This is a genomic window from Halobaculum litoreum, assembly GCF_030127125.1.
Lineage (GTDB): Archaea > Halobacteriota > Halobacteria > Halobacteriales > Haloferacaceae > Halobaculum > Halobaculum litoreum.
The window spans coordinates 417,052-440,077 of the sequence record NZ_CP126156.1 but is presented as its reverse complement, the minus strand read 5'-3'; the positions used below and the strand labels follow the sequence as shown (position 1 = coordinate 440,077).

The following is a 23,026-nucleotide window of genomic DNA, read 5'->3' as shown; positions in this document are numbered from 1 at the left end:
CCCCAGGGGTAAATAGCGCCGGCCCGGGCTACTCCTCGTCGTCGACGTCGGGGTCGGGGTCGGCGGCGGGCGTGGCCGGGGCCGCGCCGTCGTCCTCCGCAGCCGGGTCGTCGCCGTCGTCCGCCTCTACGGCCGGATCGTCGCGGTCGTCCGTCGTCCGGTCCGGCTCCCCGACGGCGGCCGCGAGCGTCTCGCGCACGTCCGGGCGCCGGACGGAGCCGGAGACGGTCCGCGGGAGCTCCTCGGCGAACGCGATCGTTCGCGGGAGCTTGAACCCCGCCAGCCGCTCGCGACAGAACGACTCTAAGGCGTCGGCGGTCACGTCGGGGTCCGAGCGGACCACGAGCGCGGCGACGCGCTCGCCCCACTCCTCGTCGGGGAGGCCGACGACGGCGGCGTCGGCGACGCCGGGGTGGTCCCGCAGCGCCGCCGTCACCTCGCCCGGGTCGACGTTCTCGCCGCCGGAGATGATCCGGTCGTCGACGCGGTTGAGCACGTAGACGAAGCCGTCCTCGTCGCGGTACCCCACGTCGCCGGTGCGGAGGCGGCCGTCGTCGGTGAAGGCGGCGTCGGTCGCCTCGGGGTCGCCGTAGTAGCCGGCGGTGACGGACGGTCCCGACACCACCAACTCGCCCGTCTCCCCGGGCGGGAGCTCGGCTCCCTCGTCGTCGCGGACGCTCACGTCCGTCCAGAAGAGGGGGCGGCCGACGGTGCCGACGCGGTCGAACGCCTCCTTCGGGCGCGCGGTGGTGATCTGCGAGGCCGCCTCGGTCATCCCCCACGTGGGGTGGACGGGGACCGAGTAGTTGCGACACCGCTCGATCAGCGCGTCGGGGGCGGGCGCGCCCCCCAGCAGGACGGTCCGGAGACAGTTGGGGAGCGTGCCGCGGGCGTCGAGCATCCGCGACAGCATCGTCGGCACGAGCGACACGCCCGTCGCCTCGTAGCCGCGGATGTCGTCGACGGCGCCGCCGGCGTCGAACGCACGCCGGAGGACGACGCTCGTCCCGTACAGCGTCGCCCGGTACAGCGGCATCACGCCGCCGGTGTGGTGCAGCGACAGCGTCGCGAGGTAGCGGTCGTCCGGCAACACCCCGAGGCGGAACGCCGACGCCGTCGCCGACGCGAGGACGTTCCCCAGCGTCAGCGAGACGAGCTTCGGCTCGCCCGTGGAGCCGGAGGTGAACAGCATGAGCAGTCGGTCGCCGCGGCCCCAGTGGACGGAGGGGACGGCGCCGTCCGGGGCGGCGTCGACGTCGACCACCCGGTCGTCGGCGGGCTCGTCGAGCGAGACGACCGGGACGGAGCGCGCGCCGTCGGCGTCCGCGTCCGCGTCCTCGTCGGCGACGCGGGCGGGCTCGAACCCCTCGTCCTCGTTCCATCCGGTGTCGCCGGCGGCCGCGTCGCCGAGCGCCGCCGCGGCGGCGACCGCCTCGGTGTCGGCGCCGCACACCACCGCGGTCGCGTCGGCGGCGTCGAGCTTCGGACGGAGCTCCGGGGCGGTGAGGCGGTCCGAGCAGAGGACGAGCCGGACGCCCAGCCGCATCGCCGCGTGGACGAGCGCGACGTACTCGACGCGGTTGTCGAGCACGACGGCGAGGTGGTCGCCGGGGACGATGCCGAGGCCGGCGAGCCGGCCGGCGAGCGCCTCCGCGCGGGCGTCGAGGTCCGCGTACGTCAGCGACTCCCCCGTCGCGGCGACGACGAGCGCCTCGGCGTCCGGTGTCGCGGCGACGCGGTGGGAGAGCCAATCGCGCATGGGCCTCGAATGGACCGCCCCCCACTACCGTCTTTCCATCGGACGGGGGCGACCCCCCGCCCCCGGTCAGTGTTCGACGAACTCCACGAGGATCCCGCCGGTGTCGCGGGGGTGGCAGAACGCGACCTCGTGGCCCCACGCGCCGGGGCGCGGCTCCTCGTCGATCAACTCGACGCCGAGGTCGCGGGCGCGGGCGAGCGCCGCCGGGAGGTCGTCGGTCGCGAACGCGAGGTGGTGGATCCCCGCGCCGTTTCGCTCGACGTAGCGGGCGATGGTCCCCTCGTCGTCGAGCGGTTCCAGCAGTTCGAGGAAGGCGTCGCCGACCGCGAGGAACACGACGCGCATGCCGTCGAACTCCTCCTCGTGGACGACCTCACAGTCGAGGAGGTCGGCGTACAGCGCAGCGAGGCCGGCGGCGTCGTCGGTCGCGATCCCGGCGTGGTCGAGGTGCATACCGGCAGGTCGACGGTCGGGGCGATAAAATCCGTGTCCCGAGCGGGGCCGTCGGCGCCTACTGCCCGGGCTTGTACTCGCCGAACTCCTCGCGCATCACGTCGCAGATCTCCCCGACCGTCGCGTACGCCTTCACCGCGTCGACGATGTGGGGCATCACGTTCTGGTCGCCCCGACACGCGTCGCGCAGCCCCGCGAGGGCGGCGTCGGTCGCCTCCTGGTCGCGGTCGTCGCGCAGCGCCTGCACGCGGTCGATCTGGGCCTGTTCCTCCTCCTCGGAGACCTCCTCGAGGTCCATCTGCGGCTCGTCGTCCTCGACCCGGAACTCGTTGACGCCGACGATGACGCGCTCGCCCTCCTCGATCTCGCGTTGGCGCTCGAAGGCGGTGTCCTGGATCTGCCGCTGGACCCACTGGCTCTTGACGGCGTCGAGCATCCCGCCGCGGGTGTCGACCTCCTCGAGGATCTCGAACGCCTCCGCCTCGATGCCGTCGGTGAGGCTCTCGACGTAGTAGCTCCCCGCGAGCGGGTCGATGGTGTCGGCGGCGCCCGACTCGTGGGCGAGGATCTGCTGGGTGCGCAGGGCGGTGCGGACGGACTGCTCGGTCGGCAGCGACAGCGCCTCGTCTTTCCCGTTGGTGTGGAGGCTCTGGGTGCCGCCGAGGACGGCCGCGAGCGCCTGGTAGGCGACCCGGACGACGTTGTTCTCGATCTGCTGGGCGGTGAGCGTCGAGCCGGCGGTCTGGGTGTGGAACTTCAGCTGCTTCGACTTGGGGTTCTCCGCGCCGAAGCGCTCCTCCATGATCTGCGCCCACATCCGGCGGGCGGCGCGGAACTTCGCCACCTCCTCCAGGACGTTGTTGTGGGCGTTGAAGAAGAAGGAGAGCTGCGGGGCGAACTCGTCGACGTCGAGGCCGGCGTCGACGGCCGCCTGCACGTACTCGATGCCGTTGCCGAGGGTGAACGCGATCTCCTGGGCGGCGGTGGAGCCGGCCTCGCGGATGTGGTACCCCGAGATGGAGATGGTGTTGAACTTCGGCGTCTCGTCGGCACAGAAGGCGAAGATGTCCGTGATGAGCCGCATCGACGGCTCCGGGGGGGTAGATGTAGAGGTTGCGCGCGATGTACTCCTTCATGATGTCGTTCTGGATGGTGCCCCGGAGCTCGGCACGGTCGACGCCCTGTCGGTCGCCGACCGCGACGTACATCGCCAAAAGCACCGCCGCCGGGGCGTTGATCGTCATCGACGTCGACACCTCGTCGAGGGGAATGTCGTCGAACACGCGCTCGAAGTCCTCCAGCGAGTCGATGGCGACGCCCGACTTCCCCACCTCGCCGGCGGCCATCGCGGCGTCGGAGTCGTACCCCATCTGGGTGGGGAGGTCGAACGCCATCGACAGCCCCGAGGAGCCCTGATCGATGAGGTACTGGAACCGCTCGTTCGTCTCCGCGGCGGTGCCCATCCCCGCGTACTGGCGCATCGTCCACAGGCGCCCGCGGTGCATCGTCGGGTAGACGCCGCGCGTGTACGGCTCCTCGCCGGGGAAGCCGAGGTCCTCGTCGTAGTCGAGGTCGGCCACGTCGTCGGGCGTGTACAGGCGCTGCACGTCCTGTCCGCCGGTGTCGGTGTCGAACGCCTCCTTGCGCTCCCCGAAGCGGTCGAGGGTCGACGAGAGGGTCTCCTCCTCCCACTCCCGCTTGCCCTCGCGGATCGCTTCGAGGTCGTCCGGGTCGAACATGCCCGTGCAGACACGCGCCCGCGGCTTAAGCGGGGGGGGGAGACCCACCCCCCGCTCGCGACGGGGCGGGACCGGCCGCGACGACGGTCGCCCGCAGACGGCGCGGTCGTCGGCGCCGTCGTGTCGGGCTTTATGTCGTTGCCCCGGGTGGGACCGCCCGTGCAAGTCGCTCCCCTACAACTCGATCCCGTACTCACCGGGGCGTACGTGTTCCACACCCTGTTCGCCGGCCTGTGGGTCGGCGCCGTCGTGCTCGCCGCGTGGAAGGTGATCCCCCCTCGCGAAGGCGGGCGAAATGAACCCGGAAGTGCTCGGCAGCATCACCGCGGGCGTCTCGTGGATCACCCGGATCGGCGCCCTCGTGTTCCTCGCGACCGGCGGCCACATGGCGGCGACCGTCTACGGCGCCGAGGGGCTGTTCGCGCCGCCGCGCGGCCACGTCGTCCTCACGATGCTCGGGCTGTGGGTCGTGATGACCGGGCTCGTCGAGGTCGGCGGCTCGAGGATCCGCTCGGCGCTCGACGAGGGGAAGGTCCGCACCGCCGCCCGCGACGGCGGCACGTTCCTGCGCGCGGCCGCCGGCGTCGGCCTGCTCCTGCTCGTTCTCGGCGGCTACCTCTCGGCGTAACGCCGACGCCGAGCCCCGCCGTATCGGGCCGGCCTCGCCCCACGCCTAAGTCGCCGCACCGCGACCGAGCAGTATGGTCCTCTCCGACGATATCTCCCGGTTCGTCCGCGCGGCGGGCCCGGGGCACACCGAGGTACAGGCACGGATGGCGGCGTTCGCCCGCGAACACGACTTCCCGAACATCGGCCCCGAGTCGGGCGCCGTCCTCCGGCTCCTCGCCCGTCTCACCGACGCCGGCACCGTCTTCGAGTTCGGCTCCGGCTTCGGCTACTCGGCGTCGTGGTTCCTCCGGGGCGGCGCCGACCGGGTGGTGCTCACGGAGTTCGACGCGGACGAACTCGACCGGGGACGCGCGTTCATGCGCGAGGCCGGCCTCGCGGACCGGTGCGAGTTCGAGGACGGGGACGCGATGGCGACCGTCGAGCGGTACGACGGCCCCTTCGACGTCGTCCTCGTCGACCACCAGAAGGAGCGGTACGCCGACGCGTTCCGTGCCGTCCGGGAGAAACTGGCGCCGGGCGGCGTCGTCGTCGCTGACAACGTGATGCGCGGCCCCATCGACTTCGACGCCCTCCTGCGGGCGCTGGAGGGGGACGCGGCCGCGCCCGACGCGGACGACGACCGGACCCGCGGGATCGCGGCGTACCTCGACACGGTTCGCGAGGACGACGCCTTCGAGACGGCGGTCCTGCCGGTCGGCTCCGGACTGGCGGTGAGCACGAAGACGGACTGAGTGACCCGCGGCGAACGGTCGAACGGGAAGCCGAGCCCACCCACACCGTGCCCCGAGTCCCGGCCCGTCGCGTGCGGCGGGTGTGCGACACGGCGCGACGGGCTCGGCGTCGGTCGTGGCGGGGGCCGCGGGTGTCGCCTGTCCGCCTACTCGACGCGGAGTGTCACGTCGCCCAGCGACGCGAACGACGCGGTGACCGTCTCGCCGGCGTCGACCGGGAACGGCTCCGTCAGCGACCCGGTGGTGACGAGCGCGCCGGCCGCGAGGCCGTCGACGGCGTCCGCGAGCCACGTGAGCGCCGCCAGCGGGTTGCCGAGGACGTCCGCGCCGACGCCGGAGTCGACGGGGGAGCCGTCGACGCGGAGCGTGACCGACTCGTCGCCGAGGGCGATCCCGGCGGGGTCGACGTCGGACCCCAAGACGATCCCCGCGTCGAGGGAGTTGTCCGCCACCGCGAGCGGCGCGTCGAACGACCAGCCGGTGCGGCTGTCGACGAGTTCGATCGCCGGGACCGCCGCGCCGACCGCCTCGCGCGCCGCCCGGCGGCCCGCGTCGGCCGCGAGCGGGGACGCGAGCCGGAACGCGATCTCGGGTTCGACGCGGACGCCGACGAACGCGTCCGCGGCGACCCTCGCGGGCGACGACCGGACGGTCCCCCGAGCAGGCGGCCGTAGGCGGGCTCGTCGACGCCGAGCCCGTCGCGGACGCGCTGGTTCGTGAAGCCGACCTTGTAGCCGACGGGGTCGCCGCGGGCGGCGCGGAGTCGGTCGACGAGTCGCTCCTGGACACGGTAGCCGGTCGCCACCGAGTCGACGGCGGGGAGCGCGTCGGGGTCGACGGGCGTCGCCGTGTCGTGCGCCGTCGCGAGCAGCGCCGCCACGTCCGCCGCCCGCGGCGCCCTCATCGACGACTCCCGGGCTGGGGGTCGACGTGCGGCTCCGGCATGAGGTCGGCGAACGGCTGGTCGTCGACCCACTCCAGCAACCGGACCAGCTGGTCGCTGGCGGCCTCGAACAGCTCCGCGCCCTTCTCGGGGGTGGCGTCCGTCTGGTCGCCGAAGACGCCGTTCGCGGAGTTGTCCGGCGAGTCGTAGAACGTCCGCGAGCCGAACTTCATCGTCTCGGCGTCCGCGAGGTCGACGAGGCCGCCGTCGCGGGCGTCAGCGAGGCGGTCTTCCCTGACCAGTTCCTCGGCGATGTGCATGACCATCGCCGTCTCCTTCGGGCCGCCGTGGGGCCCGTTGTGTTCGAACGCCTCCGACACCAGGTCCGGGATCGACTCGTCCCACATCCACTCGACGGCGAAGGCGGTCTCGTCGCGGCGGAGGCGCCGCCCGACCTCGCGGAGGTGTTGGACGTTGCCGCCGTGGGCGTTCACGTAGACGATGCGGTCGACGCCGTGGTACGCGAGGTTGCGCGAGAAGCTCTCGACGTAGTCGCGGAACACCTCGGGGTCGACCCACATCGTCCCGTGGAACTGCCGGTGGTGTTCGGAGACGGCGATGCGGACGGGGGGCGTACAGAGGTAGCCCGTGCGGTCGGTGGCGTCGCGCGCGAGCGCCTCGGCGATGAGGTAGTCCGTCGCCAGCGGCAGGTGCGGGCCGTGCTGTTCGGTCGACCCGAGGGGGACGACCGCGAGCGACTCCTCGGCGACGTAGTCCCCGAGTTCCGGCCACGTCCGGTGGGAGAGGTACACACTCGCCGCAGGAGCGGCGCGGGGATGAATCCGGGGGTGGCGGCGGAGTCCGCGCCGACCCGTCGGCGCGGGGCCGCCGGGCGGTGCCTTCGCCATGCTTTTGCTCGCCGCGGCCGACTCGCCGCGTATGTTCGGAGGCGGCGGGATGAACCCGCGCAAGATGCAGCAGATGATGAAGCAGATGGGCATCGACGTGACCGAGATCGACGCCGAGGAAGTCGTCATCAAGACGGCCGACGAGGACCTCGTGTTCGAGGCGCCGCAGGTCACGAAGATGGACGCGCAGGGTCAGGAGACGTACCAGATCGTCGGCTCGCCCGAGACGGTCGCGTCCGCCGACGCCGCGATCGAGGGCGACGCGGACGAGGACGCGGCCGCCGACGCCGACGGCGCGGTGCCCGACGACGACGTCCAGCTGGTCGCCACCCGCGCCAACGTCACCGAGGACGAGGCGCGCGCGGCGCTGGAGGCGGCCGACGGCGACCTGGCGGCGGCCATCTCCCGGCTGGAGTGAGTTCGTACCTCCTCGTCCACGCCGAGTCCGACCGGGAGTACCTCCGCGCCCCCGGCGACGAGCTCCAGACGGACCTCGGCGTGCTGGAGGTCCCCGAGGACGTCGAGCACGGGCGGACGCTGGAGACGCATCTCGGCGAGGTGTTCCACGTCCGTCGGCTCCGCGGCCCGGACCTGTTCAACCACTTCGAGCGCACCGGGGCGCCGATGATGCCCCGCGACGTCGGGCTCGTGATCGGCCACACGGGCGCGCAGTCGGGCGACCGCGTGCTCGACGCCGGCACCGGAACCGGCGTGCTGTCGGGCTACCTCGGCCGCATCGGCGCCGAGGTGACCACCTACGAGGTCGACCCCGAGTTCGCCGAGAACGCCCGCGATAACATGCGGCTGGGCGGCGTCGCGGACCGCGTCGAGGTCCGCACCGGCGACCTCACCGACGACCTCGACGACCTGGCGGCCGGCGAGCCGTTCGACCTGCTGACGCTCGACACCGGCGACGCCGCCGCCGTCGTGGCGCGCGCGCCGGAGCTCCTCGTCCCGGGCGGGTACGTCGCCGTCTACACCCCGTTCGTCGAGGACGCCCGCGAGGTGGAGCTGACCGCCCGCGACGCGGGGCTCGGGGAGGTGCGGACGATGGAGACGATCCAACGCGAGTTGACCGTCGACGACCGCGGTACGCGGCCGAGCACGGCCGGCGTCGGCCACACCGGCTACCTCCTGTTCGCTCGCCTGCTCGAGTGAAAATCCAACGCGAGCGGATCTGAAAACTGAAGTCGCGGTGCGCCTCATCCCCCGTCGTGACGACACGTTCCCCCTCCGAGCTCGTCCGGGAGAGCATCGCGGGCGCCGAACGGGCGCTCCTCGTCGGCCCGGGGCCGGCGACCGTCCGCGCGCTCGTCGCCGAGCTTCGCGACCGTCGCACGGGCGACGCGCCGCCGCCGCAGTCGGTCAGGCTGTTGTGCACGCCCGAGACGGTCGACGCCGCGCTCGACGACTTCCTCGTGGCCGCGGACGCGGCCGACGCGATGGAGGCGGGCCGGCTCGCCGTGCGGACCGCCGCCGTCGAGTCGTCGCTGGCGATCGTCGACGGGCGCGCCATGGCGCAGTTCTCGCTCCCCGCCGCCGGCCCGGCGCCGGCGACGGTCCTCGGGGCGTCGGGCGGCGGGGCCGTCGACGGACCGCTCGCGGCGGCGTACGAGGACCGCTGGGACGGCGCCGACGAGGTGTCGGTCGACACACCCGGTCGGGAGACGGTGCTCGACACGTTCGCCGACCGGTGGCCGGACGCCGCGCCGGACCTCGCGGCGCTGTTCGACGCCGTCGGGCCGGGGACCGGCGACGAGCCCCTCGACCACGTGACGGCGTGTACCCTCGTCGCGGCCCGCAACCGCCTGCTCGCGATGCGTCTCGGGGACTGGGCCGAGTCGGTCGGCGTCTCGAGCCGCACTGAGGTCGCCCGCGCGAAGGCACGCCTCGTCGACGCCGGCGTGGTCGACACGGTCCGCGAGCCGGTCGGGGTGGGGCGGCCGCGCCACCGGCTCGTTCCCGCCGACGACCGGCTGGCCGACGCCGACCCGAGCGAACTCCACGCGGCCGTCGGCGTGGACCTGCGGGGGTAGTCGCCCCCGCGGGGCCGGCCGTCGTCGGAACCGGCACCGGGGACACCGATAAGACCGTCCGACCCCTTGGCCTGACACGAGATGAGTGCCGACGACACGCCGAACCGGCGGGGTGAGGAGACGACGACGTGGCCGGACTTCGGGATCGCCCTGTACGAACGGCTCACCGGGCGCGGAGCCGAGATCAGCTACACGTTCGACGACATGGAGGTCGACGTGCCGAGCGCCGCGGGCGAGGACGCCGAACACGCCCACTGGCGGCTCAACGGGACGCTCCGCATCTCCTCGAGCGAGCACCCGGACGACGAGTGAGCGACGACCCCGGCGGCGTGACCGGGGCGCCGGTCGACGAGTCGACGGACCCGGCGGCGCCCGACGAGCCGGACCGCATCGCGGTCGGCGACCTCCGGGTCGTCGTCGACGCCGACGCGACCGTCGACGGCGAGCCGCTCCGGATCCGGTCGCGGGACGGTCGCGTCGAGGTGCACGCCGACCGGCTGGCGGCCCTGCGGTCGTTCGCCGGACTCCGAGCCGCGCTCCCCTCCCGCCGGACGCCCCCGTCGACCGCGTCCCGCTCGGCCTGTACGTCCGCGGCGTCGAGGTGGCCCGCGTCGACCCGGGCGTGTCGCCGGGCCCGGTCGCGCGCGCCCTCGGCGTCGCGCCCGTGAGGGTCGACCTCGTCGGGGTCGTCCGCGCGCTGGCGGGTCGCCGCCGGCGCGACTGAGCCCGCGCGGGACGTCTCACCCCGTGTCGCGCATCAGCGCGAACAGCCCTCGCGGAACCCCTCGGCGTCCAGCGCCGCCGCGACGGCGTCGGCGGTCGCCGCGTCGGGCGCCTCCCGGACGGCCGTCGGGTACGCCCCGCCGACGAGGAGGTACGCGCCGTCGTGGGGCACGACCCCCGCCCACCCGCGGGCGCGGACGGCGACCTCGTCGAGCCGACAGAGGGCGTCGTACGCCGCGATCCGGACGCCGTCGTCGAACGCCGCCGCGGCCGCCGCCCGCCCGTCGTCGTTCGCGCGTCGGACCCCTCGAACCCGCGGTCGGCGAGCGTGTCGGCGAAGCCGGCGTGGCCGCGGTTCGCGACGAGCTTCGTGAGCGACGGCGAGGGGGCGTCCGCGGCGTGAGCGTGAGCCGGCTCGCCACGAAGAAGCGCCACAGCCCGTCGAGCCCGGTCGCCGCCCGCAGTCGCTCGCGGAGGGCGACGTCCTCGAACACGAGGGTGGCGGCGTCGACGGCGACCACCTTGGCGTCGAACGCCCGCGTCTCGCGGCGCTCGCGCTCGCGCCACCCGCCGTCGGCGAGCGCGTCCGTCGGCACCGTGGGGAACTGCCCGGACATCGGTCGGGTCGACGTGTCGCGTGGGCCGGTGTTAACTGTGCGGCCGGCCGCGGGCGTGCGCCGGAACGCCGCCGGATCCGACGAGTCGGTGACTTTAACCGACGGCCGCCCGCAGTTTCGACAAATGGCTTTTGAGGACCTCCTCGGAGACCCTGTCATCCAGAAGTACCTCCACGAGCTGGTCGGTCCGACGGGGATGCCCGTCGCGGCGGCCCCGCCGGACGGCGAGGTCACCGACGAGGAGCTCGCCGAGGACATGGGGCTGGAACTGAACGACGTGCGCCGGGCGCTGTTCATCCTCTACGAGAACGACCTGGCGTCGTACCGCCGCGTCCGCGACGAGGACTCGGGGTGGCTCACCTACCTGTGGACGTTCCACTACGAGAACATCCCGGAGAACCTCGAGGAGGAGATGCACCGCCTGCTCGAGGGGCTCGACCGACGGCGGTCGTACGAGTCCGACCACCAGTTCTACCTGTGCGAGGTCGACTCCATCCGCTTCGAGTTCGAGGAGGCGATGGAGTTCGGCTTCGAGTGCCCGGAGTGCGGCTCGCCGCTGGAGTCGATGGAGAACTCCCGGCTGGTGGAGGCGATGGAGTGGCGCATCGACCAGCTCCGCGACGAGCTGAACGTCGAGCGCGACGAAGCCGAGGCGGAAGCGTAGATGGTCGTCCTCGCGACCAAGTGCTACGTCGCCGGCGAGGCTCGCGAGCGCGCGCTCGACGGGATGACGTCGCTGGTGGCCAACGAGCTGGGCGACCTCGACGTGGAGTTCGACGTCGGCGTCCGCCACGACGACTTCGTCTCCGTCACCGTCTCCGGCGACGACGAGACGGTGGCGCGCAACCTCCTCCGCGAGGAGTGGGGCGAGGTCACCGACCACTTCACCGACGGCGAGACGTACGCCGGCACGCTGGAGGGATGGGACGACGAGGGGTTCGTCCTCGACGCCGGCACCGAGATCCGGATCCCGGCCGACGGGCTCGGGCTCGGCGCCGGGACGCCCGAACAGATCCGCGACCGGTTCGGCATCGTCCAACACACGACGCTGCGGTTCGTGTACGACGCGGACGGCGCCCACGAACTGGCCGACGCCGAGCGCGACCGCCTGTACGACTGGACCCGCGGTCAGGGGCGCGTCAACGTCAACTCCGCGACGCGGGCGGAGACGCGCGCCACCGTCAACCGGGCGGGCCACGCCAACGACATCGTCACCGTCGAGCGCCTCGGCCTGCTGGAGCAGAGCATCATCTGTCGCGAGAACACGGACGCGCCCGGCCTCCTCGCGTCCATCGGCGGCTACCTCCCCTCCGAACTGAAGGCGGTCATCCCCCAGTAACCGATGGTCAGGAGACGGCTCCTCCCCGTGGCGGCGCTCGTGGTGCTGTTGTCGCTGTCGGGCTGTCTCGGCCTCCTCGGCGGCGGCTCGGTCCCCGCCGACCGTCTCGACGCGGAGCCGCGCGGCGGCTCGTACGCGTGGAACGAGAGCGTCGACGACGACCTCGACGCCCACATCACGGTCCACGACGACGCGAGCTTCTCGGCGGTGTACGCGGTCAACGGGAGCGAGATCGAGCTGTTCCGCCGCGACGGCCTCGGCGGCACGAACCCGCTCGACGTCCGGGCGGTGCGCTACCGCTACCCGAACGGCACCGTGATCAACGGCACCCAGCTCCGTCAACGCGGCGCGGTCGACCAGACCCGCGACGTCGTCCGGATCGAGCTGCCCGGCGAGGGCGACGTCGACGGCGACCGGGTCGCGTTCTCCGCGGGGTCGACGCCCAAGCGCTTCACGCTGCCGACGTACGTGCGGGGCTCCTACGAGGTCGTGTTGCCGCCGAACCGTCGCACGTCGCTGCCGGTGTTCGGCGACGTCAGCCCCGCCCCCACGGCGACGAGCACGGACGCCGACGGCCGCCTCCACATCCGGTGGGACGACGTGCAGTCGCGCTCGGTGATCGTCCAGTTCTACCTCCCGCAGGACGTGCAGATCTTCGGCGCGGTGTTCGCGCTGTTCTTCGCCGTCGGCGGCGGCGGCCTGCTGTACTACCGGCGGCAGATCGAGGCGCTGCGCGAGCGGCGCGAGGAGATGGGGCTCGACGTCGACACGGACGGCGACGACCTCGGCGACGACGGCCCGCCGCCCGGGATGCGCTGACCGCCCCGCGCGAACGCCACCGCTTATCGCCGCCCGCGCCCACGCTTCGCCCATGACCGCGCAGTCGCCGGCGTTCGACGTCCCCGCCGACGCCGACCTCCCGCCGCTGGCGCTCGACATCGACGGCACCCTGACGACGCCCGACCACACCGTCGACCCGCGGGTGTTCCGCGCGCTCCCCGCGTGGCCCGCGCCGGTCGTGCTCGCGACGGGCAAGTCGTTCCCGTACCCGGTCGCGCTGTGTCACTTCGCGGGCGTCCCCGAGCGGGTGGTCGCGGAGAACGGCGGGGTCGTCTGCGTCGACGAGACGGTGCGGGTCGCCGGCGACGCCGACCGGGTCGCCCGCGCGGTCGCGGCGTTCCGCGAGCGCGGCGGCGACCTCGGGTGGGGCGAGGCCGACACCGTCAACCGCTGGCGCGAGACGGAGGTCGCCGCCCGCCTGACCGCCGACGAGGCGCTGTTGCGCGAGGTGGCCGACGAGTTCGACCTGACGTTCCTCGACACCGGCTACGCGTACCACCTCACCGACCCCGACGTGAGCAAGGGCGCGGCGCTCCGGGAGGCCGCGGCCGTCCTCGACCGCGACCCCGCCGAGTTCGTCGCCGTCGGCGACTCGATGAACGACGTCTCCACGTTCGACGTCGCCGGCGAGAGCTACGCGGTCGCGAACGCCGACGAGGCGGCCCGCGCGGCCGCCGACGAGGTGCTCGCGGACGGGTACATGGACGGCACGCTCGCGGTGTTGTCGCGGCTGGTCGACCGGGCCGAGCCCTGAAGCACCCCGCCCTACTCCGGGCTCGTCGCCTCGTCGATCCACGCGGCGAACGGGTCGGCGACGGCGTCGGGGGCGAACCGTTCGACGCAGGGGGTGTCGTACGGGTGGGCCTCGAGGATGCGGGCCTCCGCCTCGGCGACGCGCTCGTCGCTCGTCTTCACGAGCAGCACCTCCTCGGGGTCGTCGGCGACCACCGCCCCGTCCCAGCGGTACGTCGACCGGCAGGGGACGCGGTTGACGCAGGCGGCGAGGCGCTCGTCGACGAGCGTCCGGGCGAGAGTCGCCGCCGCGCCGGGCGGGGCCGTGACGTACAGCGTCGGCACGGTCGTCTCAGGCGTCGGCGCGGGGGTCGTCGAGTTCCTCGAACGGGACGAACGTGCCGTTGATGTCCCACTCGTGGATGCAGTACACGCCGCCGACCGCGTCCGCGTCGGCGACGACCCAACTCCCGCTGGCCACGTCGAACCGCTCCTGGCGGCCGCAGCGCTCGCACGTGCGTTCGTCGGGGCGGCGGATACGGACGGACATACCAGTCGGTGCACCGCGATCGGACTTAAACCCTCCCGGACCCGTCGGCGGCGCGCCCCCGTGGGTGTAAAGCCCCCGCCCGCCGAACGACGCCCGATGGGCTTCCACACGTTCGACGTCGACCGCGCGGACGCGCTCGAGGACCCCGGCCGGTTCCGCTACTGCTCGGCCGAGGAACTGCTCGCGGCGCTGGCGACGGCGCCCGACGCCGCGGTCGCCGACCTCGGCTCCGGGACGGGCTTCTACACGGACGCGGTCGCTCCCCGCGTCGGCACCTGCTACGCCGTCGACGTGCAGGCCGAGATGCACGACCTGTACCGCGAGAAGGGCGTCCCCGAGACCGTGGAGACGGTGACCGCCGGCGTCGACGACCTCCCGTTCGCCGCCGACGCGCTCGACGCGGCGTTCTCGACGATGACGTACCACGAGTACGCGAGCGACGCGTCGCTCGCGGAGCTCGCGCGGGTCGTCCGCCCGGGCGGCCGCGTCGTCACGGTCGACTGGACCCGCGACGGGCCGGGCGAGGCGGGGCCGCCCCGCGACGAACGCTTCGGCGTCGGCGACGCCGCGAGCGCCTTCGAGGACGCCGGGTTCACCGTCGAGCGCGCCGAGACGCGGCGCGAGACGTTCGTCTGCGTGGCGCGTCGGTAGGGCGGCACGGGGGAGACGGGCGGCGGGGGCGGCGACCGGTACCCGGCCGGCGACACCCCCCGAAGGTTCACGTACGGGGACGGGACCATCGACGGATTGAACCCCGTGGCTATCCCCGATTCCACCGTGAGCGAGGCGACGGACGAGGCGTGGCGCAGCGTGTTCGGGCACGACGAGCCGTACCCCGAACAGGCGGACGGCATCGAAGCCGCCCGCGCCGTCGCCGCCGACGACGGCTTCCTGACGCTCGAGGGCGCCTGCGGCACCGGGAAGACGATGCTGGCGCTGACCGCCGGCATCGACCTGGTGCGCGACCCCGACAGCGACTTCGAGCGCGTGCTCGTCCTCACCAGCGTCAAGCAACAGCTCCGCCAGTTCGAGGCGGACCTCCGGACGATCAACGAGGGGCTGCCCGACGACTGGCGCCCCGTCTCCGGGATGACGCTCGTCGGCAAGGCCGACGTGTGTCCGTACGCCCGCGAGAACCGCGGCGGCGTCGACACGACGAACGTGTACGAGCGCTGCGAGGGGCTGCGCGAGCGCACCCGGAACCTCGTCGGCGACGCCGACGGCGGCGAGACGACGGCGGGCGCGCTCGTCGAGCAGGCCCGCCGCGCCCAGACCGGCTTCGCCGACACCGGCGACGACGGCGTCGACTACCTCGAGACGGCCGGCGAGCCGACGCCGTACCTCCCCGAGATGCCCGAACACGGCGGGAGCGCGACGCGCGACGGCGTCGAGTTCTGTCCGTTCTACGCGCGCTACCTCGACGACCTCCCCGAGGACGGCGACGCCGCCGAAGCCGTCCCGTTCGACTTCACCGACCGCGGCCTCATCGACGCCGAAGAGCTCGTGCGGCTGTCGGCGGGCCACGGCACCTGCCCGCACTCGATGATGGGCGCGATCCTGCCGCAGGTGGAGGTCGTCGTCGGCAACTACTACCACGCGTTCGACCCGACGACGGTGGGCGGGTTCACCGGCGCGCTCGTCGACGACTCGACGTTCGTCGTCTGCGACGAGGCGCACATGCTCGAACCCCGCGTGCGGGACCTCGTCTCCGACGGGGTCGCCGACGCGAGCCTGCGCGACGCCGAGAACGAGCTGACCCGCGTGATCCAGCCCGTCCAGTTCGAGGACTCGGGCAAGCGCGCGCAGGGGACGACCGACGCGGACCTCGTGCGCGGCGAACTCGCCGACGCCGAGGTGAGCCTCGACGAGGTGCAACTGCTGCGCGAGTTCGTCGTCGACCTCCGCGAGGAACTCGACCGCCGCGTGACGGAGTTCCTCGACGCCGAGCGCGTCGGCTGGCGCGAGAACCTGACCGACCTCGACGACGAGGAACTCCCGCTGCGCGACCCGGAAGCGCCCGCGGTCGACGAGATCACCGAGTGGGCGCGCGACGCCGGCTACGGGGAGGACGTGTGGGCCCGCGCCGAACAGGTCGGCGCGGTGGTCGCACGCATCCTCGACGAGGCGGAAGACGAGGACCGCCAGCGCGCCGCGCCCGGCGTCGGGCGGACGCTGAACGCGTGGTACCGCTGCGACCACGAGTCGTACTTCCGGGAGTTGGAGCTGGATCGGACGTGGGACGAGACGGCGCCGCCGGACTCGTGGCGACGGGCGTACTCCGCGCGGCTCGCGCTCCACAACTGCGTGCCCGCCGACGCCATCGGCGAACGACTCGCCGACTTCGGCGGCGGCGTCCTCATGTCGGCGACGCTCGCGCCGCTGGACGTGTTCAGGGAGGTGACCGGCCTCAACTACCTCGAGTCCGAGGGCCGGCCGGTCGAGGAGCGGACGTACGGGCTCGGCTTCCCCGAGGGGAACCGCGCGTCGTTCGCGCTCGACGTGCCGAAGTTCACCTTCTCGAACCGCGGGCCGCCGGGCGAGGACAACGAGACGCGGCGGGCGCACGTCGACGCCGCCGCCGAGGTCGCGAGCACCACGCCCGGGAACGTGCTCGTCGGGATGCCCAGCTACGGCGAGGCCGAGTGGATGGCGGGGGAACTCGACGCGGACGCCCGGGTCGACAAGCCCGTCCTGCTCGACGAGTCGAGCGACGACACCGCCACCGAGTCGCTGAAGGCGGACTTCTTCGCCGGCGACGCGAAGGTGCTCGTCACGAGCATCCGCGGCACCCTCACCGAGGGCGTCGACTACGAGGGCGACCGCCTCGCGGCGGCGGTCGTCTGCGGCGTCCCCATCATCAACACGTCGTCGCCGCGGACCCGCGCCGTGAAGACGGCGTACGACCGCGAGTTCGGCGACGGCTTCGAGACGGCGCTGACGGTGCCGGCGGTCCGGAAGGCCCGTCAGGCGATCGGGCGGGTGATCCGCGGCACCGACGAGGTGGGCGTCCGGTGTCTGGTGGACGCCCGCTACGCCCGCGAGTCGTGGAACGGGGTCCGGGAGTACCTCCCCGAGTACGAACGCGATGAGTTCCGCCCGGTGAGCGCGGACATGCTCCGCTTCGGGCTGGAGCGGTTCTGGGAGCGCCACGCGGACGCGGAGTAGCGGACGCGGGCCGGTCCGCCCCGGTCGTGGGGCCGCCCGCCGCGACCGGAGCGGCAGTCGGCTCCCCCGCCTACACCAGGCTCGCGCCGAGCACGATCACGGCGAGGTTGTTGGCGTAGATCGCGAGCCCCGAGGCGACGAGCAGTCCGAGCCACGCCTCGATCACCAGGCCGTAGTACGGGCGGACCCGGACGGGCGTCACGCGGTACGTCTCGATGACGCCGTGGAACACGACGCTCGCGAGGACGACGGCCGCGAGGTTGATCCCGACGAGTACCGCCAGCGGGCGGCCGAGCGCCCACCGGACCAACGGGTTCGCCTCCGCCGCGCGGCCCACGGCGGCGGCCGCGTACATCGTCGTCAACAGGTCGACCGTCACCAGCAGGAACAGCGCGACCGCCGCCCACTCCCAGTACTCCTCGACGCGGTCGGCGATGGACGCGTGACGCTCGGTCGACACGGCCGAGTCGGGGCGGCGCCGGTATCTAATGGTAACGGCCCCTCACTCAGTTTCGGTACCCACGATTCGAAGGAAGGCGACGGCGGCCGCCCGCGCGTCGGGGGCCGGGTCGAACGACCGCGTGAGGGTCACCCGGTCGACGTCGACGTCGATGCCCGCCGCGACCGCGTCGACCAGCGACCCGGTCGGGTACGCCGCGCCCGCGAGCAGGAACGTGTCGCGCCACGGCCGGATCGCCGCGAGCACGCGGACCGGGACCCGGAGCGTCCCCGAGGTGGCCTCCGCGACCGCGGCGGTCGCGTCGACCGGGTAGTGGGCGTCGACCTCGAACAGTCGCCCCTCGACGTCGTCGAACGCGAACCGGCGCGTCGGGCCGGCCTCGAGGTCCCGCAGCCCCGAGTCGCGCAGGTCCGCGAGGAACTCGCCGCGCGCCTGCTCGGCGGCGAAGCCGACGACGGCGGCCGGCGAGACGGGCGCGCGCTCGAACCCGGGACGGAAGTGACACCGCGAGACGAAACACGCGCGGGCGGCGCGGTCGGCGTCGGTCGTGGGGAGCGCGTCGGCGACCGCGGGGTCGTCGTAGAAGCGCGTGCGGACCGCGACCGTGACGAACCGCGAGTCGAACCCGACGGTCGTGTCGTCGCCGGCGAACTCGTAGCCGGCGTCGGCGAGCGCGGCCTCGGGAACCGGCGGCGCGGGGACGTCGTCGCTCACGGCGGACGCTCGGGGCGGCGCGGTGAAAAGCGGGACGGCGGGGACGCCGGTGACGGCGCCGGGGGCGCGCCGGCGGCCCGACGGCTCACGCCTCCGGCGCCGCCTCGTCGAGCGGCGTCGGGAACCGGCCCGCGAGGTACAGCGCGCCGGCGACGACGAGCAGCACGGCCACGGCCGCCGCGAACAGCCGGAACACCCAGTCGAACGCGACGCCGGCGTCGGTGAGCGCGCCGACGACGCCGGAGCCGTTCGCCTCCAGCAGCAGCGAGGCGCCGGAGAAGACGGCGTAGGCGCTCGCGCGGTCGGGCGCCGGCAGCGTCGACAGCATGTACGTGTCGACGGCGGGGAACAGCGCGTGGGCGGCGTAGCCGATGACGACCGAGACGACGCCGAACGCCGCGAGCGACCCGGCGAACGTGAGCGCGACGAGCGCCGCGAGGAACGCGGCGTTGAGCGCGAGCAGGTACGGCACCTTCGGGAGCCGGTCGGCGAGGCGGCCGCCGAGCCAGAACGCCGGCACGCCCGCGGCGAACGCGACGGTGAGCAGGAGGTTCGCCTCCGCGGTCGACAGCCCCTCCGACAGCAGGTAGCTGACGTAGAAGTTGAACACCCCCTGCCACGCGAAGCCGGCGACGGCGACGAGCGACATCCCCGCGAGGACGATCCGCCAGTGCGACAGCGCCGCGCGGAAGTTCCGGGGCGGCGCGCCGTCGTCGCCGTCGGCCGCCGCGTCGACGCCGCCCCGGCCGCGGACGACGGCGACCAACACGGCGGTGACGACGAGCGCGGCGACCGCGAGCAGCGAGAACACGACGCGCCAGTCGCCGGCGCGCGCGATCGCCGCGAGGACCAGCGCGGGCGCGACGACGCTGGCGACCTGACTCGCCGTGCCGTGGACGCCGACCGCGCGGCCGGGACGGTCCGGGTACAGCGCCCCGATCAGCGGGATCGCCGCGACGAAGTAGCCGCCGGTGGCGAGGCCGACGGCGAAGGCGCCGACCCGGAGGGCCAGCAGGGAGTCGGCGGTCGCGGTGAGCGCGGCCGCAAGCGAGAGCGCGACCCCCGTCGCGAGGACGACCCGCTCGCGGGCGACCTTCGTGAGCACCCAGCCGACCGGGATGCGCGGGGCGGCGGTGCCGACCCACACGAGGGTGGTGACGGAGCCGACCGCGGCCGCCGAAAGGCCCAAGTCCTGTTGGAACTCGGGGACGAGCGGCGCGAACGCCACCCGCCCGAAGTTGACGAGGAAGACGAGCCCGCACAGCGCGGTGAACAGTCGGCGTGTCACGTCGTGGACTGTGCGGTCGGCGCTGCGGATGTCAAGCGTTGCGGATCCGGCCGCCGGGCTCCCCGTTCGCGGCCGGCCGGCCCCGGGACCGGGACGCGTGGATTGATACGGGTCGCGGGTGTCGGTGTGCCCGAATGGACCGCACGACTCCGGGACGGTGGCTGCTGTTCGAGGGGTCGCGCCTCCGCGTGACCGCCCTCACGGTCGTCGCGGTGTGGGCGACCGTCGGCCCGGTCGCCAACGCGGTGCTGGAGCGGTCGCCAGTGGCCGTCGCCCACGGCGAGTCGTTGGTCCCCCTGCTCACGACGTTCCTCAGCGGCGACCTCCTCCTGTTGTCCATCGTCGTCTCCGTGAACTCGCTGTTCATCACCCAAGAGCAGATCCCGTTCGACCAGCAGCTGCGGCGGATCGAGGCCGTCCGGGAGTTCCGGCGGGACATGGAGGCGCTCGTCGACGAACCGATCAGTCCGGCGGAGCCGGCGCGGTTCCTCCGGACGGTCGCCACGGCGGTGCTGGCGGAGGCGCAGGCGCTCGCGGAGGAGCTCGAGGGCGACAGCGACGCGGACGCCGACCTCGCCCGCTTCGTGGAGCGACTCGCCGCCCAGACGCGCACGGTCTCGGACGGGCTCCGGGATGCCGAGGGAACCCTCGACATCATCCTCGCGACCGTCGACTACGACTACGGCGCCCAGGTGACCGGGCTCAGGCGCCTGCGGACGACCCACGGCGACCGCCTCACGGACGACGAGGCCGATCGGATCGACCGGATGCTGGACCTGCTCCAGCACTTCGCGACCTCGCGCGAGCACTTCAAGACGCTGTACATCACGCGCGAGTTCACCGACCTCTCGCGGCAGCTGGTCGCCGTGACGCTCCCGGTCGTAACGGTCACCGCGTTCGTGCTGTTGCACACCGGCGCCGTCACCGGCCGCCACGGCGTGACGACGCTGCTCGTCGTGGCCGCGCTGGCCCCGTTCTTCCTGCTGGCGACGTACACCGTGCGGGTGGCGACGGTGATGCGCCAGACGCGGGCCGCGGGCCAGTTCGTCGTCGAGGAGCGGTCCGGGACGGACGACCCGCTGTCGTGACCCCGGTCGCCACGGATCCAGCACGCTCAAACCCCGCCCCGGAGAAGCGCCGACAGACACCGTGCGCGTTCTCGACTACCTCGAACTGGCCTCGCGACTCGACCGCGCCGGCATCGGCACCGCCCACGACCAGCAGGTCGAGGCGCTCCGTCGCGCCCGCGCCGCCGGGGCCGACGCCGAGGTGGTCACCTCGCCGTGGGCCGGGGGCGACCCCGCGGCGGGCATCCGCGACGGCCTCCGCGGCCGGGGGTTCCTCGCGGACGTCGACGTGGTCCACCTGAACCTCATCGGCCCCGCGAGCCTCGCGTTGGCCCGGTACGCGAAACGCACCGACACGCCGCTCGTCCTCCACTGCCACGTCACGAGCGAGGACTTCCGCGAGAGCTTCCGCGGGTCGAACACCGTCGCGCCCGCGCTGCGCCGCTACCTCCGGTGGTTCTACTCGCGGGCGGACCTGGTGCTCACGCCCTCGGAGTACACCAAGCGCCGGCTGGAGGCGTACCCCGTCGCCGCGCCGATCCGGGCGATGTCGAACGGCATCGACCTCGACTCGGTCGCCGACCACGCCGACTTCCGCGAGGAGTACCGCGCGCGCTACGACCTCGACGGCGTCGTGGCGTTCGCCGTCGGCTCCGTGTTCGAGCGCAAGGGGGCTCACCGCGTTCTGCGAGGTCGCCGAGCGCGTCGACCACGAGTTCGCGTGGTTCGGCACCGTCGACGCCGGCCCGCAGGCGTCGCCGACGGTGCGGAAGTGGACACAGAACCCCCCCGGAGAACGTCACGTTCACCGGCTGGGTCGACGACAAGCCCGGCGCGTTCGGCGCCGGCGACGTGTTCTTCTTCCCGACGAAGGAGGAGAACCAGGGCATCGTCGTGCTCGAGGCGATGGCGTGCGGCAAGCCGTGCGTCCTGCGCGACATCCCCGTGTTCCGCGAGTACTTCTCGGACGGCCACGACTGCATCCTGTGCGAGACGCGCGGGGAGATGGTCGACGCGCTGGAACGGCTCGCGGCCGACCCCGAGCTCCGGGCGCGCCTCGGCGAGAACGCCCGCGAGACGGCCGCCGCACACTCGCTGGACCGCGTCGGCGAGGAGCTGGTGGCGACGTACGAGGAGCTGCTCGCGTGAGCGTCGCGCCGCCGGGCGTCGCGCACCCCGTCGGGCCGCGTCGTCGCCGGCGAGACGAAACCGGTTTCACGCGACCCGGAGAAGCCCCGAGCCAGTGACCCCCCGAACCGTCGCCGCCTTCACCGACACGTACCTGCCGACGGTGAACGGCGTGACGTACACGCTGGAGTCGTGGCGGCGGCGCTGGCGCGAGCGCGGCGGCCGCATGGACGTCGTGTTCCCCGGCGCCCCCGACTACGAGCCCGGCGAGGGGGAGTACACCACCCGCAGCGTCGGCTTCCCCTTCTACGACGGCTTCCGGATGGGGCTCCCGGGCGTCCCCGACGCGGTCCACGACGCCGAGGTCGTCCACGCCCACACCCCCTTCGCGCTGGGGCTCTCGGGGTGGTACCTCGCGCGCAAGCTCGACGCGCCGCTGGTCGCCTCCTACCACACGCCGACCGCCGAGTACGCCGACTACCTCGCCGCCGGCCCGGCGGCGGCCGTCGTCGAGGGGGCGGCCCGCCGCTACGAGCGGCGCTACATGAACGCCGCCGACGCCGTGGTCGTGCCGAGCGAGCCCGCGGGCGAGCACCTCCGGAACATCGGCGTGCACAGCCGCGTCGAGGTCGTCCCCAACGGCGTCGACACCGACTTCTTCGCCCGGCCGCCGGACGACGAGGTCCGCGCGTTCCGCCGCCGCCACGACCTCCCGGCCCCCGGCGAGGCGCCGCTCGTCGGCTACACCGGCCGCCACGGCTTCGAGAAGGAGTTGGAGGAGATCCCGCCCGCGGTGGCCGCGGCCGACGGCGAGCCGACGCTCGTGTTCGGCGGCGACGGGCCCGCCCGCGAGGCGGTGCGCGAGGCCTGCGAGGCGGCCGGCGTCGACGCGCGGTTCCTCGGGTTCCTCCCGCGCGAGGAGCTGCCCGCGTTCTACGCCGGCCTCGACGCGTTCCTGTTCCCCTCGCCCGTGGAGACGCAGGGGCTCGTCGCGCTGGAGGCGAACGCCTGCGGCACGCCGGTCGTCGGCGTCAACGCCGGCGCGCTCGCCGACACCGTCGACGACGGGGTGACGGGCGCCCACTACCCCCGCGGCGACACCGCCGCGTTCGCGGCCGCCATCGACCGGACGCTCGCCGACCGCGACGCGCTGTCGGCGGCGTGTCTCGACCGCCGCGACGCGACGAGCGTCGAACACGCGGTCGACCGGCTGGCGGAGGTGTACGCGGCGGTGACGGAGTAACTCGGCGAGAACGGAGCGTCG

General features: G+C 73.6%; 25 protein-coding genes and 4 pseudogenes. 17 read left to right on the top strand and 12 right to left on the bottom strand.

Annotation, left to right across the window (positions count from 1 at the left end; all coding sequences use genetic code 11):
* Positions 1-28: 28 nt before the first annotated feature.
* The 3 genes and pseudogenes from menE to P0R35_RS02335 form a co-directional block, all read right to left on the bottom strand.
* Complete coding sequence (gene menE / locus P0R35_RS02345) at positions 29-1,759, bottom strand: o-succinylbenzoate--CoA ligase (protein ID WP_284013651.1); 1,731 nt, start codon at positions 1,757-1,759, stop codon at positions 29-31.
* A 66-nt stretch (positions 1,760-1,825) separates the two neighbouring features.
* The gene (gene mce / locus P0R35_RS02340; protein ID WP_284013650.1) at positions 1,826-2,212 is read right to left on the bottom strand and encodes a methylmalonyl-CoA epimerase; all 387 of its coding nucleotides are present in this window, start codon (positions 2,210-2,212) and stop codon (positions 1,826-1,828) included.
* Between the two features lie 58 nt (positions 2,213-2,270).
* Positions 2,271-3,951: pseudogene (locus P0R35_RS02335) on the bottom strand (acyl-CoA mutase large subunit family protein).
* A gap of 295 nt (positions 3,952-4,246) precedes the next feature.
* On the opposite strand from P0R35_RS02335, the gene P0R35_RS02330 reads away from it, so the two are divergent.
* Together P0R35_RS02330 and P0R35_RS02325 are read left to right on the top strand one after the other, a co-directional pair.
* On the top strand, positions 4,247-4,579 hold the full coding sequence (locus tag P0R35_RS02330; RefSeq protein WP_284013649.1) for a CopD family protein: 333 nt from the start codon (positions 4,247-4,249) through the stop codon (positions 4,577-4,579).
* A 73-nt stretch (positions 4,580-4,652) separates the two neighbouring features.
* The gene (locus P0R35_RS02325; RefSeq protein ID WP_284013648.1) at positions 4,653-5,312 is read left to right on the top strand and encodes an O-methyltransferase; all 660 of its coding nucleotides are present in this window, start codon (positions 4,653-4,655) and stop codon (positions 5,310-5,312) included.
* Positions 5,313-5,458: 146 nt separating this feature from the next.
* Here the strand turns inward: P0R35_RS02325 and P0R35_RS02320 are convergent, their stop codons facing one another.
* Complete coding sequence (locus tag P0R35_RS02320) at positions 5,459-5,899, bottom strand: 2-keto-4-pentenoate hydratase (RefSeq protein ID WP_284014679.1); 441 nt, start codon at positions 5,897-5,899, stop codon at positions 5,459-5,461.
* Between the two features lie 313 nt (positions 5,900-6,212).
* Positions 6,213-7,007, bottom strand: coding sequence for a creatininase family protein (locus P0R35_RS02315; protein ID WP_284013647.1), 795 nt, complete (start codon positions 7,005-7,007; stop codon positions 6,213-6,215).
* A 127-nt stretch (positions 7,008-7,134) separates the two neighbouring features.
* Between P0R35_RS02315 and P0R35_RS02310 the strand changes: the two genes are divergently transcribed.
* The 5 genes from P0R35_RS02310 (at position 7,135) to P0R35_RS02290 (ending at position 9,807) form a co-directional block, all read left to right on the top strand.
* Positions 7,135-7,521, top strand: a complete 387-nt coding sequence (locus P0R35_RS02310) for a nascent polypeptide-associated complex protein (protein WP_284013646.1) — start codon at positions 7,135-7,137, stop codon at positions 7,519-7,521.
* Positions 7,518-8,261 (top strand): methyltransferase domain-containing protein, encoded by a 744-nt coding sequence (locus P0R35_RS02305; RefSeq protein ID WP_284013645.1) that lies wholly within the window; start codon positions 7,518-7,520, stop codon positions 8,259-8,261. The genes P0R35_RS02310 and P0R35_RS02305 overlap by 4 nt, the downstream gene beginning before the upstream one ends.
* A gap of 56 nt (positions 8,262-8,317) precedes the next feature.
* A complete protein-coding gene (locus P0R35_RS02300) occupies positions 8,318-9,139 on the top strand; it encodes a transcriptional regulator TbsP domain-containing protein (RefSeq protein WP_284013644.1) in 822 nt (273 codons plus the stop codon).
* Between the two features lie 81 nt (positions 9,140-9,220).
* Positions 9,221-9,451, top strand: coding sequence for a hypothetical protein (locus P0R35_RS02295; protein ID WP_284013643.1), 231 nt, complete (start codon positions 9,221-9,223; stop codon positions 9,449-9,451).
* A complete protein-coding gene (locus tag P0R35_RS02290) occupies positions 9,448-9,807 on the top strand; it encodes a hypothetical protein (RefSeq protein WP_284013642.1) in 360 nt (119 codons plus the stop codon). The genes P0R35_RS02295 and P0R35_RS02290 overlap by 4 nt, the downstream gene beginning before the upstream one ends.
* Before the next feature lie 89 nt (positions 9,808-9,896).
* Here P0R35_RS02290 and P0R35_RS16795 read toward each other — a convergent pair.
* A pseudogene (locus tag P0R35_RS16795) lies at positions 9,897-10,115 on the bottom strand (DUF6517 family protein); the annotation flags it as partial.
* Here P0R35_RS16795 and P0R35_RS02280 point away from each other — a divergent pair.
* Entirely contained in the window at positions 10,026-10,265 is a 240-nt protein-coding gene (locus P0R35_RS02280) for a hypothetical protein (RefSeq protein WP_284013640.1), read from the top strand. The pseudogene P0R35_RS16795 and the gene P0R35_RS02280 sit on opposite strands and share 90 nt — an antisense overlap.
* 34 nt (positions 10,266-10,299) lie before the next feature.
* Here the strand turns inward: P0R35_RS02280 and P0R35_RS16790 are convergent.
* Positions 10,300-10,479 (bottom strand): annotated as a pseudogene (locus tag P0R35_RS16790) (DUF6517 family protein); the annotation flags it as partial.
* A gap of 124 nt (positions 10,480-10,603) precedes the next feature.
* On the opposite strand from P0R35_RS16790, the gene P0R35_RS02275 reads away from it, so the two are divergent.
* The 4 genes from P0R35_RS02275 to P0R35_RS02260 are packed head-to-tail and all read left to right on the top strand — an operon-like array spanning position 10,604 to position 13,412.
* Positions 10,604-11,143 carry a transcription factor gene (locus P0R35_RS02275; RefSeq protein WP_284013639.1) on the top strand — a complete coding sequence of 180 codons (540 nt, stop codon included), beginning with the start codon at positions 10,604-10,606 and terminating at the stop codon, positions 11,141-11,143.
* Positions 11,144-11,818 (top strand): DUF2110 family protein, encoded by a 675-nt coding sequence (locus P0R35_RS02270; protein WP_284013638.1) that lies wholly within the window; start codon positions 11,144-11,146, stop codon positions 11,816-11,818.
* Positions 11,819-11,821: 3 nt separating this feature from the next.
* Positions 11,822-12,637 carry a DUF5803 family protein gene (locus P0R35_RS02265; RefSeq protein WP_284013637.1) on the top strand — a complete coding sequence of 272 codons (816 nt, stop codon included), beginning with the start codon at positions 11,822-11,824 and terminating at the stop codon, positions 12,635-12,637.
* Between the two features lie 52 nt (positions 12,638-12,689).
* Positions 12,690-13,412: an HAD hydrolase family protein gene (locus P0R35_RS02260; RefSeq protein ID WP_284013636.1), complete on the top strand. Its 723-nt coding sequence runs from the start codon at positions 12,690-12,692 to the stop codon at positions 13,410-13,412.
* A gap of 11 nt (positions 13,413-13,423) precedes the next feature.
* Here P0R35_RS02260 and cutA read toward each other — a convergent pair whose 3' ends face one another.
* Together cutA and P0R35_RS02250 are read right to left on the bottom strand one after the other, a co-directional pair.
* Positions 13,424-13,735, bottom strand: a complete 312-nt coding sequence (gene cutA / locus P0R35_RS02255; RefSeq protein WP_284013635.1) for a divalent-cation tolerance protein CutA — start codon at positions 13,733-13,735, stop codon at positions 13,424-13,426.
* Between the two features lie 7 nt (positions 13,736-13,742).
* Positions 13,743-13,940, bottom strand: coding sequence for an HEWD family protein (locus P0R35_RS02250; protein ID WP_284013634.1), 198 nt, complete (start codon positions 13,938-13,940; stop codon positions 13,743-13,745).
* 96 nt (positions 13,941-14,036) lie between these two features.
* On the opposite strand from P0R35_RS02250, the gene P0R35_RS02245 reads away from it, so the two are divergent.
* Both P0R35_RS02245 and P0R35_RS02240 read left to right on the top strand, forming a co-directional pair.
* Positions 14,037-14,591, top strand: a complete 555-nt coding sequence (locus tag P0R35_RS02245; RefSeq protein ID WP_284013633.1) for a class I SAM-dependent methyltransferase — start codon at positions 14,037-14,039, stop codon at positions 14,589-14,591.
* 126 nt (positions 14,592-14,717) lie between these two features.
* The gene (locus P0R35_RS02240) at positions 14,718-17,105 is read left to right on the top strand and encodes an ATP-dependent DNA helicase (RefSeq protein ID WP_284013632.1); all 2,388 of its coding nucleotides are present in this window, start codon (positions 14,718-14,720) and stop codon (positions 17,103-17,105) included.
* 70 nt (positions 17,106-17,175) lie between these two features.
* On the opposite strand, the gene P0R35_RS02235 is transcribed toward P0R35_RS02240, so the two are convergent.
* The 3 genes from P0R35_RS02235 to P0R35_RS02225 form a co-directional block, all read right to left on the bottom strand.
* Complete coding sequence (locus P0R35_RS02235) at positions 17,176-17,565, bottom strand: hypothetical protein (RefSeq protein ID WP_284013631.1); 390 nt, start codon at positions 17,563-17,565, stop codon at positions 17,176-17,178.
* Positions 17,566-17,607: 42 nt separating this feature from the next.
* Positions 17,608-18,279, bottom strand: a complete 672-nt coding sequence (locus tag P0R35_RS02230) for a DUF6517 family protein (protein WP_284013630.1) — start codon at positions 18,277-18,279, stop codon at positions 17,608-17,610.
* Positions 18,280-18,364: 85 nt separating this feature from the next.
* A complete protein-coding gene (locus tag P0R35_RS02225) occupies positions 18,365-19,567 on the bottom strand; it encodes an MFS transporter (protein ID WP_284013629.1) in 1,203 nt (400 codons plus the stop codon).
* Positions 19,568-19,701: 134 nt separating this feature from the next.
* Here P0R35_RS02225 and P0R35_RS02220 point away from each other — a divergent pair, with 134 nt between their 5' ends.
* The 3 genes and pseudogenes from P0R35_RS02220 to P0R35_RS02210 all read left to right on the top strand — a co-directional run bounded on the left by P0R35_RS02220 (position 19,702) and on the right by P0R35_RS02210 (position 23,005).
* Positions 19,702-20,655: a DUF7972 family membrane protein gene (locus P0R35_RS02220; RefSeq protein ID WP_284013628.1), complete on the top strand. Its 954-nt coding sequence runs from the start codon at positions 19,702-19,704 to the stop codon at positions 20,653-20,655.
* A 61-nt stretch (positions 20,656-20,716) separates the two neighbouring features.
* Positions 20,717-21,783, top strand: a pseudogene (locus P0R35_RS02215) (glycosyltransferase family 4 protein).
* A 94-nt stretch (positions 21,784-21,877) separates the two neighbouring features.
* Positions 21,878-23,005, top strand: coding sequence for a glycosyltransferase (locus P0R35_RS02210; RefSeq protein ID WP_284013627.1), 1,128 nt, complete (start codon positions 21,878-21,880; stop codon positions 23,003-23,005).
* Positions 23,006-23,026: the final 21 nt, after the last annotated feature.